Source organism: Shimia sediminis, from assembly GCF_003990645.1.
GTDB classification, from domain to species: Bacteria; Pseudomonadota; Alphaproteobacteria; order Rhodobacterales; family Rhodobacteraceae; genus Shimia; species Shimia sediminis.
Genome location: NZ_RYZK01000002.1, coordinates 390954 through 405223 on the forward strand (window position 1 = coordinate 390954; position 14270 = coordinate 405223).

General features: G+C 60.5%; 12 protein-coding genes. 9 read left to right on the top strand and 3 right to left on the bottom strand.

Features of this window, described 5'->3' with window-relative positions; all coding sequences use genetic code 11:
* Positions 1-69 precede the first annotated feature (69 nt).
* From EK369_RS06420 to EK369_RS06435, 4 genes are read left to right on the top strand one after another with little or no spacing between them, the layout of a single operon-like run.
* Entirely contained in the window at positions 70-780 is a 711-nt protein-coding gene (locus EK369_RS06420; RefSeq protein ID WP_127112871.1) for a GntR family transcriptional regulator, read from the top strand.
* Positions 777-1694 carry a dihydrodipicolinate synthase family protein gene (locus tag EK369_RS06425; protein ID WP_127112872.1) on the top strand — a complete coding sequence of 306 codons (918 nt, stop codon included), beginning with the start codon at positions 777-779 and terminating at the stop codon, positions 1692-1694. Before EK369_RS06420 ends, EK369_RS06425 begins: the two co-directional genes overlap by 4 nt.
* A 3-nt stretch (positions 1695-1697) precedes the next feature.
* On the top strand, positions 1698-3194 hold the full coding sequence (locus EK369_RS06430) for an aldehyde dehydrogenase (RefSeq protein WP_127112873.1): 1497 nt from the start codon (positions 1698-1700) through the stop codon (positions 3192-3194).
* Positions 3191-4531, top strand: a complete 1341-nt coding sequence (locus EK369_RS06435) for an NAD(P)/FAD-dependent oxidoreductase (protein ID WP_127112874.1) — start codon at positions 3191-3193, stop codon at positions 4529-4531. The genes EK369_RS06430 and EK369_RS06435 overlap by 4 nt, the downstream gene beginning before the upstream one ends.
* A 100-nt stretch (positions 4532-4631) precedes the next feature.
* Here EK369_RS06435 and EK369_RS06440 read toward each other — a convergent pair whose 3' ends face one another.
* Both EK369_RS06440 and EK369_RS06445 read right to left on the bottom strand, forming a co-directional pair.
* The gene (locus tag EK369_RS06440; RefSeq protein WP_127112875.1) at positions 4632-6185 is read right to left on the bottom strand and encodes a trimethylamine methyltransferase family protein; all 1554 of its coding nucleotides are present in this window, start codon (positions 6183-6185) and stop codon (positions 4632-4634) included.
* A gap of 172 nt (positions 6186-6357) precedes the next feature.
* Positions 6358-7491, bottom strand: a complete 1134-nt coding sequence (locus EK369_RS06445; protein WP_127113275.1) for an S-(hydroxymethyl)glutathione dehydrogenase/class III alcohol dehydrogenase — start codon at positions 7489-7491, stop codon at positions 6358-6360.
* 135 nt (positions 7492-7626) lie between these two features.
* On the opposite strand from EK369_RS06445, the gene EK369_RS06450 reads away from it, so the two are divergent.
* The 5 genes from EK369_RS06450 to xsc all read left to right on the top strand — a co-directional run bounded on the left by EK369_RS06450 (position 7627) and on the right by xsc (position 13629).
* Complete coding sequence (locus EK369_RS06450; RefSeq protein ID WP_206198046.1) at positions 7627-7899, top strand: I78 family peptidase inhibitor; 273 nt, start codon at positions 7627-7629, stop codon at positions 7897-7899.
* A 201-nt stretch (positions 7900-8100) separates the two neighbouring features.
* Positions 8101-9504, top strand: a complete 1404-nt coding sequence (locus EK369_RS06455; RefSeq protein ID WP_127112876.1) for an aminotransferase family protein — start codon at positions 8101-8103, stop codon at positions 9502-9504.
* Positions 9505-9577: 73 nt separating this feature from the next.
* Positions 9578-10162: a GNAT family N-acetyltransferase gene (locus EK369_RS06460; RefSeq protein ID WP_127112877.1), complete on the top strand. Its 585-nt coding sequence runs from the start codon at positions 9578-9580 to the stop codon at positions 10160-10162.
* A gap of 119 nt (positions 10163-10281) precedes the next feature.
* A complete protein-coding gene (gene pdxR, locus EK369_RS06465; protein ID WP_127112878.1) occupies positions 10282-11754 on the top strand; it encodes a MocR-like pyridoxine biosynthesis transcription factor PdxR in 1473 nt (490 codons plus the stop codon).
* Between the two features lie 99 nt (positions 11755-11853).
* A complete protein-coding gene (gene xsc / locus EK369_RS06470) occupies positions 11854-13629 on the top strand; it encodes a sulfoacetaldehyde acetyltransferase (RefSeq protein WP_127112879.1) in 1776 nt (591 codons plus the stop codon).
* Positions 13630-13784: 155 nt separating this feature from the next.
* On the opposite strand, the gene EK369_RS06475 is transcribed toward xsc, so the two are convergent.
* Entirely contained in the window at positions 13785-14129 is a 345-nt protein-coding gene (locus tag EK369_RS06475) for a hypothetical protein (protein WP_127112880.1), read from the bottom strand.
* Positions 14130-14270 lie beyond the last annotated feature (141 nt).

The window sequence follows — 14270 nt, forward strand, 5'->3', positions numbered from 1 at the left end:
GTCGGGTTTTTCATTGTATACACATTGTATTCATGGCACCTCATAGCGCAAGACCCAACAGGAGCGCGCATGACCGATTCCACAAAAGATCGCAAAGAACGGCTGGCCGATCATCTGCGCAAGGCGATCCTGACGCTTGAGCTGATGCCGGGATCTGATCTGGACGAGGTGCGATTGAGCGAACGGTTCGAACTGTCGCGCACCCCCTTGCGCGAGGTGTTTCGCGACCTGGCGGGGGAAGGGTACCTGAGCCATCGTGCCAACCGGGGGGTGCGGGTTTCGGACCTGTCCCACACCACGTTGCGGGCCTTTTTTCAGGCGGCGCCGATGATTTATGGCGCGGTGCTGCAATTGGCGGCATTGAACGCGACGGTGTCCCAGATCGAAGCGCTGAAGGACGTTCAGGCGCGCTTTGTGGCAGCCTTGAAAGGCGGCACCGTGGCGGAACGCTCGCTGGCGAACTACCGCTTTCACGAGATCACCGGCGAGATGTCGGGCAACCTCTATCTCTTGCCTTCGATGCAGCGCCTGCTGATTGATCATGCCCGTATCGGGATGACCTTTTACCGGCCCCAAAGCCCGGAGATGAGCGACAACCTTGGCACCGCGAGCCACCATCACGACGCCATTATTGCCGCAATCGAGGCGCGGGATGCCGGGACCGCCGGACGGCTTGCCATGGACCACTGGCAGCTGTCGCGCAGCCAGATTGAGAGTTTCGTAATGCCAGAGGGGCTCGACGCCCAGCTTGGGCAGTTTTCAGAGAAGTTGACCGCATGACACCCATCTTTCGATTTGACGGGATCTATACGCCCGTTGTGACCCCCTACATGCCGGATGGCAGCGTCAATTGGGACGCGCTGGCGGATGTGATCGACTATCTGATTGGTGCTGGCGTGCACGGGTTGATCTCGGGCGGTTCCACCGGCGAGAACTATGCCCAGACCGTCGCTGAACGGGTTGAGATTGCGCAGTTCACCAAGATGCAGACCAAGGGGCGTGTGCCTTTGGTTGTCGGCACCGGCGCCATGCTGACCGAGGAATCGATTGCGCTGGCCGTGGCCGCGCGCGGCATGGGGGCCGAGGCGATCCTGCTGGCCTCGCCGCCCTATTCAGTGCCCACAGATCGTGAGAACGCGTTGAACGCGCTGGCCATCGACAAGGCCGCGGGCCTGCCGATCATGCTGTACAACTATCCCCACCGCACCGGCACCATGATGGGGGAGGAATTCCTCGACCGCGTGGGCCGCAGCCGCAACTTTTGCGGCATCAAGGAAAGCTCGGGCGACATCAACCGCGTGCATCTGTTGGCGCGGGATTACAGCCATATCCAGATGGGCTGTGGCATGGACGATCAGGCGCTGGAATTCTTCGCCTGGGGCGCGCCGTTCTGGGTTTGCGGCGGGTCGAACTTTCTGCCGAAAGAGCATATCGCGCTTTACAACGCCTGTGTGGTCGAAGGGAACTTTGCCAAGGGTCGCCGCATCATGTCGGCGATGATGCCGCTGATGCGGGTGCTGGAACAGGGCGGCAAGTTCATCCAGACCATCAAGTATGGCGTCACGCTGAACGGCATCCCGGCCGAGGATGTGCGCGCGCCGCTGAAAGGTCTGAACAAAGACGACAAACGCGCGCTGGAACAAGTGGTGCGGGTGCTGAAAACAACAATTGCCGGTATTGAGGCGGAGGGCTGAGACATGGACCTATTGACCAAACAGGAATACGAGGCCATCGCCGCCGATCTGGCCCTCCCCACGTCAGCTTTCATCGACGGGACCTATCGGCCTGCGATCTCGGGTGAGACGTTCGTGACGAGGAACCCGGCAACGGGTGAAGAGTTGGCCGAGGTCGCCGCCTGTGGCGCGGCAGACGTGGATTTCGCGGTGGAAAAGGCGCGCGAGGCGTTTGACGATGGCCGCTGGTCGCGCATGCACCCGAGCGCGCGCAAGGACGTGCTGATCCGGTTGTGCAAGCTGATCACCCGCAACGCGCGGGACCTTGCGGTGATGGAGAGCCTTGATAGTGGCAAGACCATCTATGACTGCGAAACCGTGGACATCCCCGAGACCATTCATTGCCTGAAATGGCACGCCGAGGCGATCGACAAGATCTACGATCAGGTGGCCCCGGCATCGGACGATCACATCGCCCTGGTGGTACGTGAACCGATTGGCGTTGTGGGGCTGGTCCTGCCGTGGAATTTTCCGCTGTTGATGCTTGCGTGGAAGATTGGACCGGCGCTGGCGGCGGGTTGCTCGGTGGTGGTGAAGCCCGCTGCAGAGACATCGTTGACGGCACTGCGCATTGCAGAGCTTGCCGTTGAGGCGGGCCTGCCGCGCGGCGTGTTGAACGTGGTGCCCGGTGGTGGGGCCGAGGTGGGGGAACCCATCGGGCGGCACATGGACATCGACATGGTGTCCTTCACCGGATCAACCGTCACCGGCAAACGGTTCCTGTCTTACGCCGCCGAAAGCAACGCCAAAGAGGTGGTGTTGGAAATGGGCGGCAAGAACCCCGCCGTTGTGATGGATGACGCCGAAAACCTCGACCGGGTGGCGGCACATGTGGTGAACGGGGCGTTCTGGAACATGGGCGAAAACTGTTCCGCCTCGTCGCGGCTGATCGTGCACAAGGACGTCAAGGCCGAGCTGCTGGAACGTATCCGTCACCATGCGGAGCAATGGAATGTCGGCGACCCGCTGGACCCGGAAACCCGGCTGGGGGCGCTGGTGTCCGAGGCGCATTTCAGCAAGGTTTGCGGCTATCTGGAGCAGGCGGGAAACGTAGTGATCGGCGGCAAGGCCAAGGATGGTTTTGTAGAGGCAACGGTCGTGGAAGTCCCCGGAAATGATCATGCCTTGGCGCGCGAAGAGATCTTTGGCCCGGTGTTGAGCGTGATCGAAGTGAGCGGCTTTGACGAGGCGATCAACATGGCCAATGACACGGACTACGGCCTCTGTGCCTCGATCTTCACCGCCAACGCCAAACGCGCCATTCGTGGCGCGCGCCGCTTGCGCGCGGGCACCGTGACGGTGAACAGCTTTGGTGAAGGGGACATCTCGACGCCCTTTGGCGGCTTCAAGCAATCGGGTTTTGGTGGGCGTGACAATGGGGTGCATGCCCATGACCAGTACACGCAATTGAAAACCATCTGGATCGACCTTGCTGATGATGATGACGAGGCGGTGGATTGACCACGCACCGCGCCCGACATCTGCCGCAACATCAGGGTCGGGCCGCATGGAACGCGATCCTTGGTCCAGCCCCTGTGCCGACCCCTCTGACTGGGGACCACACAGCGGATGTGGTGGTGATTGGCGCAGGCTTTGCCGGGCTGTCGGCGGCCCGTCGATTGAAACAGATCGACACCGGGCTGGATATCTTCGTGCTGGAGGCAGGGCGCATCGCAGAGGGCGCGGCGGGGCGCAACTCGGGGTTCATGATCGACATTCCGCATGAGCTGACCAGCGAGGATTACGCAGGCGCAGGGGATGACCGGCGCATGATGGCGCTGAACCGGCAAGCGCAGGCTTTTGGGACTGAGGCGGTCGCGGATTATGGCATCACGCCGGAATTCTTTGAAAAGGTCGGCAAGATCAACGGTGCGGGTGGCGCAGCGGCGGATGGGCAGAACCAAAGCCTGGCGCGCCATCTTGAGGCGCTGGGTGAGCCCTATGAGATGCTGGACGCACAGGCCATGCGTGAGGTGACCGGATCGGCGTTCTATCGGTCTGGCCTGTTCACACCGGGCACAGTGATGGTGCAGCCCGCGGGCTACGTGCGCGGGTTGGCAGACGGATTGCGCCGCAGTGGCGTGACGATCTGCGAAGAAAGTGCGGTGACCGGTTTTGTCCAGCAGGGCGCAGGATGGCAGGTTGAAACCGCGCACGGCACGGTGTCCTGTGGGCGGATCATCCTGACGGTGAATGGCCATCTGGAGAGTTTTGGCTTTGAACAGGGTCGGCTCATGCAGGTGTTCCTGTTTGCCGTCATGACCCCGGAGCTGAGTGCGGAACACGTGGCCGATGTTGGAGGGCACCCGCGTTGGGGCGTGACACCAGCGGACCCGATGGGCACCACCATGCGCCGGATCGACGGGCCGTTGGGCGGCAACCGGATTGTGACCCGCAGTTGCGCCGCGTTGCGCCCGAACATGCGCGCGTCGGATCAGGACATGGCACGGGCCTCGCGGGTGATGCAGAAGAAGTTCGAGGCCCGTTACCCCATGCTCAGGGGCATCAGGATGGACCACACCTGGGCCGGTCATCTCTGCCTGACGCTGAACGGTGTGAGCGTGGCGCGCGAAGTGGCAGATGGCGTGTTTTCGGGCTGTGTGCAGAACGGGCTGGGCATCGCGCGCGGCACGCTGACCGGGATCGCGGCGGCGGAGCGGTGTCTGGGTGTGCCTTCGGAGATTGCCGCTTTTTTCGAGGCACAGGACCCGCCCAGACGCCTGCCGCCCCAGCCGTTTCAACAGATCGGCGCAAACGCCGTGCTGCGCTGGAAAGAAAGGCGTGTTGGGCTGGAATAGAGCCTGATGTTTCGTGAAATGCAGCGTGTTTTTGGGGCGCTGCCCCGCCCCCATTGGCAGGCCAATGGGGACTCCCCGGGATATTTTTGGCCAAAAGAAGTCAGTAGGTCTGGTTCAACTCGTCAGCGGCGGGGATTTCGCGTTCGCGGCGGGCGATGTAATCCAGAAGCTCTTCGTTTTTGGCCTCGTCGAGTTTGGGTTCCTGATATTCGCTCAGCAGGTGTTTGGCGTGATTGAGCGCACGCTCGGTGATCTCAACCGAGCCTTCGGCAACCCATTGCTCGATCGAATTGTTGTCGAACAACTCGGGCATGAAAAAGGCCTCTTGAAAGTTGTCCTGCGTATGGGGGTGACCGAGGTAATGACCGCCCGGACCGATGTCGCCGACAGCCGAAAGTGCCTGATCAAAGTCGTCCCATTTCAGCCCCTGGGCCATGCGATAGCCCATGGCGCATTGCTCAGAATCAACGATGAACTTGGCGACGGAACAATGCATCCCCGCCTCGTTCCAACCAGCGGAATGCCAGATATAGTTGGCCCCGGCGTGCAGGACAGCCGACAGAGTCGTGGCGCTTTCGTAGCCCGCCTGTGCATCAAAGGTCTTGGCCCCGCCCAATGTGTTCGAGGTGCGCCACGGCACGCCGTAGAACCGCGCCATCTGGCCTATCATGAAGTTCATCTGACTGATCTCGGGTGTGCCGGCCATGGGCGCGCCGGACTTCATGCTGACGGTTGACAGGTAGTGGCCGTAGATCGCGGGCGCGCCACGGCGGATCACCTGGGTGTAGGCCAGCGCCGAGAGCGCCTCGGCGTTCAGCTGGGCCACGGCGGCGGGGACTGAGGCGGGCGTGTTGGCGCCGCCCAGCACGAACGGCGAGCACAACACCGGCTGGTTGCGGCGGCAAAAGGCGCGCATGGCACCGAGCATCGTCTCGTCCCAGACCAAGGGGGAATTACCGTTACAGTTGCCGGTCGTCACGGGGTGGGTTTCGAGAAACTCCTCGCCAAAGAGAATGGCGCACATGTCCATCACATCCTCGGCGTTCTTGGGGCTGGTGGTCATGCCCATGAACATCTTGTCGGAGTGCTTCATCGAGGAATAGGTGATGCGCAGGTGGCGCTGGCTGATCGGATGATCATAGGGTTCAACGATGTGATGCGCCGAGGAATGCAAGGACGGCATCATGTGGCTGAGTTTATGAAACATCGCCAGATCGTCCAGCATCGGATTGCGGCGTTTGTCTTCGAGATCGCGCAGAAACGGCGCGCCGGTCATCGGCACGAACACCGCGTTGCGCCCCCCCAGAGACACGTTCTTATTCGGGTCGCGCGCGTGATAGGTAAAGGTCTCGGGGATGGTCGAGATAAGATCGCGCACCAGATGGCGGTCGAGATACACCATCTCGCCCACAACCTTGGCCCCGGCCCTTTTCCAGTCCCCGAGCGCGATGTCATCACGGAACTGAACGCCCACATTCTCAAGAATATCCATCGAGGCGGCGTCGATACGTTCGACCTGAGACCCATTCATGATCTCGGTCAGCGGCAGGGTGTTTTCCAGCCCGGGAAGCATGTCAAAGTTGGGGGCGGTTCGCTCGGCCCGGCGGGCGGCACGACCTCCGCCACGGCGGCGTTGCGGGGATAGATCGGTCATCGCTGTCTCCTGAAACCTGGGAGTAGGATGCCGGATTTGAGGGAGCTTTAACTTGTTGGATTACGAAGTGTGTTTGCAGAAAGCGACGCGGTGGATTGGGGGGCTTGCGCCACAGAAAAAGGGCGCGCCAGTGGCACGCCCTTGAAGCGGATCGTCAGAACCGAGTTGTCGATCAGAACTCGACCACGGCGCGGATCGATTTGCCTTCGTGCATCAGGTCAAAACCTTCGTTGATCTGGTCCAGCGTCAGCTTGTGGGTGATCATCGGGTCGATCTCGATCTTGCCGTCCATGTACCAGTCAACAAACTTGGGCACATCCGTGCGCCCCTTGGCGCCACCAAAGGCAGTGCCTTTCCAGACGCGGCCGGTGACCAGCTGGAACGGACGGGTGGAAATCTCGGCCCCGGCGGGTGCCACGCCGATGATGACCGAGACACCCCAGCCCCGGTGCGAACACTCCAGCGCGTCGCGCATGACCTGCACGTTGCCGGTGGCGTCAAACGAATAATCCACGCCGCCGAACTGGTCTTTTTCAGTCTTGGTGATCTCGACAATCGCCTCGGTGACCGATTGATCGCCCAGTTTCGAGGGGTTCACGAAATGCGTCATGCCAAACTTTTTGGCCATCTCGGCCTTGTCGTCGTTCAGGTCGACACCGATGATGGTGTCCGCCCCCGCCATGCGCAGGCCCTGGATCACGTTGAGGCCAATACCACCGAGGCCAAAGACCGCCGCGGAAGACCCGATTTCAACGCCCGCCGTGTTGATCACCGCGCCGATGCCGGTGGTGACGCCACAGCCGATGTAACAGATTTTGTCAAACGGCGCGTCATCGCGCACCTTGGCCAGGGCGATCTCGGGCAGGACCGTGTGATTGGCAAAGGTCGAGCAGCCCATGTAGTGGAAGATCGGCGTGCCATCGAGCATGGAAAACCGCGTGGTGCCGTCGGGCATCAGGCCCTGGCCCTGGGTGCCGCGAATGGCGGTGCAGAGGTTGGTCTTGCCCGACAGGCACGAATGACATTCGCGACATTCCGGCGTGTAGAGCGGGATCACGTGGTCGCCGGGTTTCAGCGTGGTGACACCTTCGCCCACTTCCATGACGATGCCTGCGCCCTCGTGGCCCAGGATCGACGGGAACAGCCCCTCGGGGTCGGCGCCCGAGCGGGTGAATTCGTCGGTGTGGCAAATGCCGGTGGCTTTCACCTCGATCAGAACCTCACCGGCCTTGGGGCCTTCGAGGTTCACTTCCATAATCTCAAGCGGTTTGCCGGCCTCAAGGGCTACGGCGGCTCTCGTGCGCATCATCGCGGGTCCTCCCATTTGATTTGCGGCGAGGGTGGGCGAAACCACGCCGGTTTTCAATAGAAGTTACGACGACAACTTGCGCCAATGCGACGTGACCCCCAGATTCGACCCGGGTATCGCAAGGAGTTAGCGATGAAATGGATTGCTTTGGCGGCGTTGATGACGGCGACCGCATGTATCAGTGAAACCGAGGAGAGTGCAGAGATGAAGGGCAGTGAAACCTGCGACCCGGCGGCGTTTGAGTTCCTCATCGGCCAACCGAAAGAGGCGCTGGAGGGAATCACCACCCCGGAAATGGTGCGCGTTCTGGGTGAACATGCGGCCATGACAATGGATCATCGCCCCGAAAGGCTGAACGTTTTTCATGATGACGAAGGCACGATCATCAGAATTACTTGCGGCTGAGACGAACAGGTCTCATTTTTACACGATTTTGCATCTCAACCCCAGCTGGACATACCGAGCGGCGGATACTGGCCCTATTCCCCTGCGTAAAATTGCAGTGAGGATGCTCTATCGAGACCGCCGGATTTCCGGCCCCCCAATTTTTATGCGCAACGGACGAACAGTGCTCGGCCAATGCCCAATCTAGCGAGGAGTCCGAAGATGGACGGAAACTTCAGAGACAACGACCTGGACAAGGTTGTTTCCGCCGACAAAGCCCATGTTTGGCACCACCTGACCCAGCACAAGCCGTTCGAAGGTGAAGGCGAACCCCGCATCATCATCGAAGGCAAGGACATGCGTGTCTGGGACCAGAACGGCAAAGAATACATCGACGCCGTGTCGGGCGCGGTCTGGACCGTAAACGTGGGCTATGGCCGCAAGCGTATTGCAGACGCCGTGCACGCTCAGCTGATGAAGGTCTGCTACTTTGCCAACTCTGGTGGCTCGGTTCCCGGCGCGCTGTTTGCCGAGAAACTGATCGACAAGATGCCGGGCATGAGCCGTGTGTATTACACCAACTCGGGCTCTGAGGCGAACGAGAAGGCGTTCAAGATGGTGCGCCAGATCGCGCACAAGAAGTACGGCGGCAAGAAGACCAAGATCCTGTACCGCGACCGCGATTACCACGGCTCGACCCTTGCCGCGATGTCGGCAGGCGGTCAGGATGAACGCAACATGCAGTATGGCCCCTTTGCGCCTGACTTTGTGCGCGTGCCCCACTGCATGGAGTACCGCAAGCACGAGCTGGGTCTGGAGCACCTGTCGGGTCGCGACTTTGGCATCGCCGCCGCCAACCAGATCGAAGAAGTCATTCTGCGCGAAGGCCCCGAAACCGTTGGGTCGCTGTGCCTTGAGCCTGTGACCGCCGGTGGTGGCGTGATCGAAGCGCCCGAAGGGTATTGGGAGCGCGTTCAGGAAATCTGCAAACAGTACGACATCCTGTTGCACATCGACGAAGTGGTCTGTGGCGTTGGACGTACCGGCACCGAATGGTTCGGCTACCAGCACTACGGCATCAAGCCCGACTTTGTGACCATGGCCAAAGGCGTGGCCTCGGGGTACGCGGCGATTGCCTGCATGGTCACCACCGAGGAGGTCTTTGACAACTTCAAGGACAACCCCGATGACAAGCTGAACCACTTCCGCGACATCTCGACCTTTGGTGGCTGCACCGCCGGTCCCGCTGCGGCGCTGGAAAACATGGCAATCATCGAAGAGGAAAACCTGCTCGAGAATTGCACCAAGATGGGCGAGCGGATGAAAGCCAACCTCGAAGCGCTGATGGAGAAACACGAGATCATCGGCGACGTGCGCGGCAAGGGCCTGTTCCTGGGTGTAGAGCTGGTCACTGACCGCGAAACCAAGGAACCCGTGGAAGAAAAACACGTGATGGCTGTTGTTGGCGATTGTGGCGCACAGGGCGTCATCATCGGCGCGGCAAACCGCTCGATCCCGGGTCGTAACAATGTGCTGTGCTTCTCGCCAGCGCTGATCGTGACCCCGGAAGACGTGGATGCGATCACCGATGCGGTGGACAAGGCACTGACCAAAGTGTTCGGCTAATCTCCCTAGCTGAAATCACTTTTCAGGGCCGGGGCATCGTGTCCCGGCCCTTTTCCTTGCAAGGAACGTTGCCATGTGGCCTGATCCCGTGACCCTGACCGGCACCCATGTGTCGGTGACGCCCCTGACCCAGACCCACGCCGCCGACCTGGCCGAAGCAACGGCGGACGGCGACCTGAGCAAGCTGTGGTACACCATGGTGCCCACCCCCGAGGGGGTTCCGGGCGAAATCGGCAATCGGCTTGCCCAGCAGGCCGCAGGCACCATGCTGCCTTTTGCCATTCTGGACCCTTCGGGCAAGGCCGTGGGCATGACGACCTACATGAACATTGATGCGGCGAACCGGCGGTTGGAGATCGGGTCAACCTGGTATCGCAAGTCGGCGCAGCGGGGGCCGATGAACACCGAATGCAAACTGTTGATGTTGCGTCATGCCTTTGAGGTGCTGGACTGTATCGCGGTCGAATTCCGCACCCATCGGCTGAATCAGCAGTCCCGACGTGCCATCGAGCGTCTCGGGGCGCAGTTGGACGGCATCCTGCGCAGCCACATGGTCATGGCCAATGGCACGCTGCGCGACACGGCAGTGTACTCTATTTTGGCTCATGAATGGCCCGCTGTGCGCGCCAACCTTGAACATCGCATGCAGGCTGTCTGAGCCTCGTGCCAGAGAAACCCGGCAAATATCCTGGGGCATGGGTGCTTTCCGGCCCTGAAACAGTTCAAAAACCATCATACCAGATTGCCCTCGCCTTAAGTCCAACCTAAGGTGCAGGCATGGCCATCTCTGTCGAAACCTTTTTCCTCAACCCGAGCTTTCACGGTACGCTGCAATCGCAGATCCAACAGATGATTGCCGAGGGTATTCTGTCCGGGCGCTTTCGTCGTGGGGAAAGATTGCCGTCCACGCGCAAGTTGGCCACGCATCTGGGCATCAGCCGGATCACCGTCACACTGGCCTATACTGAGCTTCTGGCCAATGACTACCTGACCTCGCGCGGGCGATCGGGTTACTACGTGTCGGAAAACGCGCCGGTGCCGCCCAGCTTCAAGCCTGTGCACAAGAACGAAGACCGCGTTGACTGGACGCGCGCCATTGGTCGGCATTTTTCCGGCGGCAACACTCCGGAGAAACCGGGCGATTGGGCGAGCTATCGCTATCCGTTTATCTATGGGCAGACCGATCCGGCGCTATTTGACCATGCCAACTGGCGCCTGTGCGCGCTGCAGGCGTTGGGGCAAAAGGACTTTACCGCGCTCACCACCGATTACTACGATCAGGACGACCCGCGTCTGGTCGAGTTCATTGCTCGCAACACCCTGCCGAGACGGGGCATTCTGGCCCGTCCCGAGGAAATCCTGATCACGCTGGGTGCGCAAAACGCGTTGTGGCTGGCGGCGCAGGTGCTTCTGACACAAAGGCGCACCGCGGCAATCGAAGACCCCTGCTATCACGCGCTGCATGATATCCTGAGCCAGTCGCGCTGCCATCTGGCACCGGTGCCTGTGGACCGTGACGGGCTGCCGCCCGAATTGATCCCTGACGACACGGATGTCATCTTTACCACCCCGAGCCATCAATGCCCCACCACGGCGACAATGCCGATGGCCCGTCGGCACGCGTTGTTGCGCAAGGCACGCGACCTCGATGCGCTGATCGTCGAGGACGACTATGAGTTTGAGATGTCGTTTCGCGATGCCCCGTCACCGGCATTGAAATCGCTCGATACCGATGGGCGCGTGATCTATGTCGGCAGTTTCTCCAAGTCGATCTTTCCGGGATTGCGGTTGGGGTATCTGGTGGGCTCCGAAGCCTTTATCCGCGAAGCCCGCGCCCTGCGCGGTTCGGTACTGCGTCACCCACCGGGGCACATTCAGCGCACAGCCGCCTATTTTCTGTCGCTAGGCCACTATGACGCGCTGATCCGGCGCATTCGCAAGGCGCTGGCTGAACGCAGCGACGTCATGCGCGAGGCGCTGATTCAGCACGGGCTGGACATTGTCGCCCAGGGTGTTCATGGCGGATCCAGCTTCTGGATGCGCGCCGAAGACGGCGTGGATACCGACAAGCTGGCCGTGTACCTGCGGGCGCAGGGTGTGCTCATCGAACCGGGGCGGGCATTCTTCAACGGCACCAATCGGCCGCGCAACTTCTACCGGCTGGCCTATTCCTCGATTCCGACCAGCCGAATTCCGGACGGCATCGCCAAAATCGCGGACGCCCTGAAGAATCCGGAAGACTGGACCTAAGCTGTCGCGGCTTCTGGCCCTAACCGCGCCTCTTACAGATACGTAATCCTCGTTTAGAAACAAAAACGCCGCCATTCGCGCGAATCTGGAGTTCCGACCATGAAAATGACGACCGAAGAAGCCTTTGTGAAAGTTCTGCAGATGCATGGGATTGATAATGCTTTTGGCATTATCGGATCGGCCATGATGCCGATCTCGGACATCTTCGGCGAAGCCGGGATCACCTTTTGGGATTGCGCCCACGAAGGCTCTGGCGGCTTCATGGCCGACGGCTACACCCGCGCCACCGGCAAGATGTCGATGATGATCGCGCAGAACGGCCCCGGCATCACCAACTTTGTGACCGCCGTGAAAACCGCCTACTGGAACCACACTCCTCTGTTGCTCGTGACCCCTCAGGCCGCGAACAAGACCATGGGACAGGGTGGGTTTCAGGAAATGGAACAGATGCGCATGTTCGCTGACTGTGTCTGCTACCAGGAAGAGGTCCGTGACCCCAGCCGCATGGCCGAAGTGCTGAACCGCGTCATCATGCAGGCCAAGCGCAACTCGGCGCCTGCCCAGATCAACGTGCCGCGTGACTATTTCACCCAAGTCATCGACGTCAATCTGCCAGCAGTTGTCGACTTTGAACGCCCCGCAGGCGGCACCGACGCGCTGAACGAAGCCGCTGATCTGCTGTCTAAGGCCAAGTTCCCGGTCATTCTGAACGGTGCAGGCGTTGTCATCGGCGGCGCAATCCCGGCCTCGATGGCGCTGGCCGAGCGTCTGGATGCGCCTGTGTGCGTGGGCTACCAGCACAACGACGCCTTCCCCGGCTCGCACCCGCTGTTCGCAGGCCCGTTGGGCTACAACGGCTCCAAGGCTGGCATGGAACTGATCTCAAAAGCAGACGTCGTTCTGGCCCTCGGCACCCGCCTGAACCCGTTTTCCACCCTGCCCGGCTATGGCATCGACTATTGGCCGACCGAAGCCAAGATCATCCAGGTCGACATCAACCCCGACCGCATCGGCCTGACCAAAAAGGTCACCGTCGGCATTGTTGGCGACGCCAAGCAGGTCGCAGACAGCATCCTCGACAAACTGTCGGAGTCCGCCGGTGATGCAGGCCGTGATGATCGCAAAGCGTTGATCGCCACAACCAAATCGGCCTGGGCGCAGGAACTGAGCTCGATGGACCACGAGGACGACGATCCGGGCACCACCTGGAATGAACGCGCCCGCGCGGACAAACCCGAATGGATGAGCCCTCGCATGGCGTGGCGTGCGATCCAGTCGGCGCTGCCGAAAGAGGCGATCATCTCGTCCGACATCGGCAACAACTGCGCCATCGGCAACGCCTATCCGTCCTTCGAAGAGGGCCGCAAATACCTCGCCCCCGGCCTGTTCGGCCCCTGTGGCTACGGTCTGCCCTCGGTCGTTGGCGCCAAGATCGGCCAGCCTGACGTACCGGTTGTTGGCTTCTCGGGCGACGGTGCCTTCGGCATCGCCGTAACCGAACTGACCGCCATCGGCCGCGAAGAATGGCCCGCCGTGACGCAAGTGGTGTTCCGCAACTACCAGTGGGGCGCGGAAAAGCGCAACTCGACCCTGTGGTTCGACGACAACTTTGTCGGCACTGAACTGGACACTCAGGTCTCCTACGCCGGCATCGCTCAGGCTTGCGGCCTCAAAGGCGTCGTCGCCCGCACCATGGACGAGCTGTCGGATGCGCTGCGTCAGGCCTGTGAAGATCAGAAAAAGGGCATCACCACCCTGATCGAAGCCATGATCAACCAGGAACTGGGCGAACCCTTCCGCCGCGACGCGATGAAGAACCCGGTCAAAGTGGCTGGTATCTCGAAAGACGACATGCGCCCGCAGCAGGTGGGCTGATCCTCCCACCACCGTTGCAGAAAAGAAAGGCGGGGTCTGGCCCCGCCTTTTTCTTTTGGTGCTACAATCTAAGAATTTTCACGTTGCGAATGGGCAAAAGGACGTTCGCCCGCAGGTTATGCTTGCATCTGTGCCTTACCCCATGTGCAAACGCCTCAGAGCATCACCCGATAAATCAACAGCAAAACCGCACCGATTGAAGCGAACCAGCCAACAACACGATACGCTTCCCTAAATTTGTCCTCGAAGAACATTCGAGTCGCTTCTTTTCGCCATGGTGATCCGCGGCGCCAAGGATTGAGTATCCGTGGGAACAACGCCGTTAGCGTATGCGCGACGGTGGTTGGAAGGATGAGTAAGCTGATCCCAAAAACGAACACACTGGCGGCAAACCCACGTACGGTCCAATCGTCTTCAACAGCACCCATAATCACCATCAAAGCGACGTATATACCAAAAGCCGAGATGGTACAAAGCACTACCGCTCCGATGCGTTCCATTGGCGTGCCAGGTGCCGTCCTAGCACATAAAGAAAGAATTCTCTGAATTACCAACCTCATCAACCCAGTTATGCCCAGTGTTTGGATTGCCACAGCCGCCGTTTACACTCTGTGTTTGCAACGGTTCATACTCAGGTCAGA

What these genes read in the sequence shown, in the direction of transcription:
- EK369_RS06430 (WP_127112873.1), top strand. Translation starts at nt 1,698, where the DNA reads ATGGACCTATTGACCAAACAGGAATACGAGGCCATCGCCGCCGATCTG.
- EK369_RS06440 (WP_127112875.1), bottom strand. Translation starts at nt 6,185, where the DNA reads ATGACCGATCTATCCCCGCAACGCCGCCGTGGCGGAGGTCGTGCCGCC.
- xsc (WP_127112879.1), top strand. Translation starts at nt 11,854, where the DNA reads ATGAAAATGACGACCGAAGAAGCCTTTGTGAAAGTTCTGCAGATGCAT.
- EK369_RS06475 (WP_127112880.1), bottom strand. Translation starts at nt 14,129, where the DNA reads ATGGAACGCATCGGAGCGGTAGTGCTTTGTACCATCTCGGCTTTTGGT.
- EK369_RS06455 (WP_127112876.1), top strand. Translation starts at nt 8,101, where the DNA reads ATGGACGGAAACTTCAGAGACAACGACCTGGACAAGGTTGTTTCCGCC.
- EK369_RS06425 (WP_127112872.1), top strand. Translation starts at nt 777, where the DNA reads ATGACACCCATCTTTCGATTTGACGGGATCTATACGCCCGTTGTGACC.
- pdxR (WP_127112878.1), top strand. Translation starts at nt 10,282, where the DNA reads ATGGCCATCTCTGTCGAAACCTTTTTCCTCAACCCGAGCTTTCACGGT.
- EK369_RS06445 (WP_127113275.1), bottom strand. Translation starts at nt 7,491, where the DNA reads ATGCGCACGAGAGCCGCCGTAGCCCTTGAGGCCGGCAAACCGCTTGAG.
- EK369_RS06420 (WP_127112871.1), top strand. Translation starts at nt 70, where the DNA reads ATGACCGATTCCACAAAAGATCGCAAAGAACGGCTGGCCGATCATCTG.
- EK369_RS06450 (WP_206198046.1), top strand. Translation starts at nt 7,627, where the DNA reads ATGAAATGGATTGCTTTGGCGGCGTTGATGACGGCGACCGCATGTATC.
- EK369_RS06460 (WP_127112877.1), top strand. Translation starts at nt 9,578, where the DNA reads ATGTGGCCTGATCCCGTGACCCTGACCGGCACCCATGTGTCGGTGACG.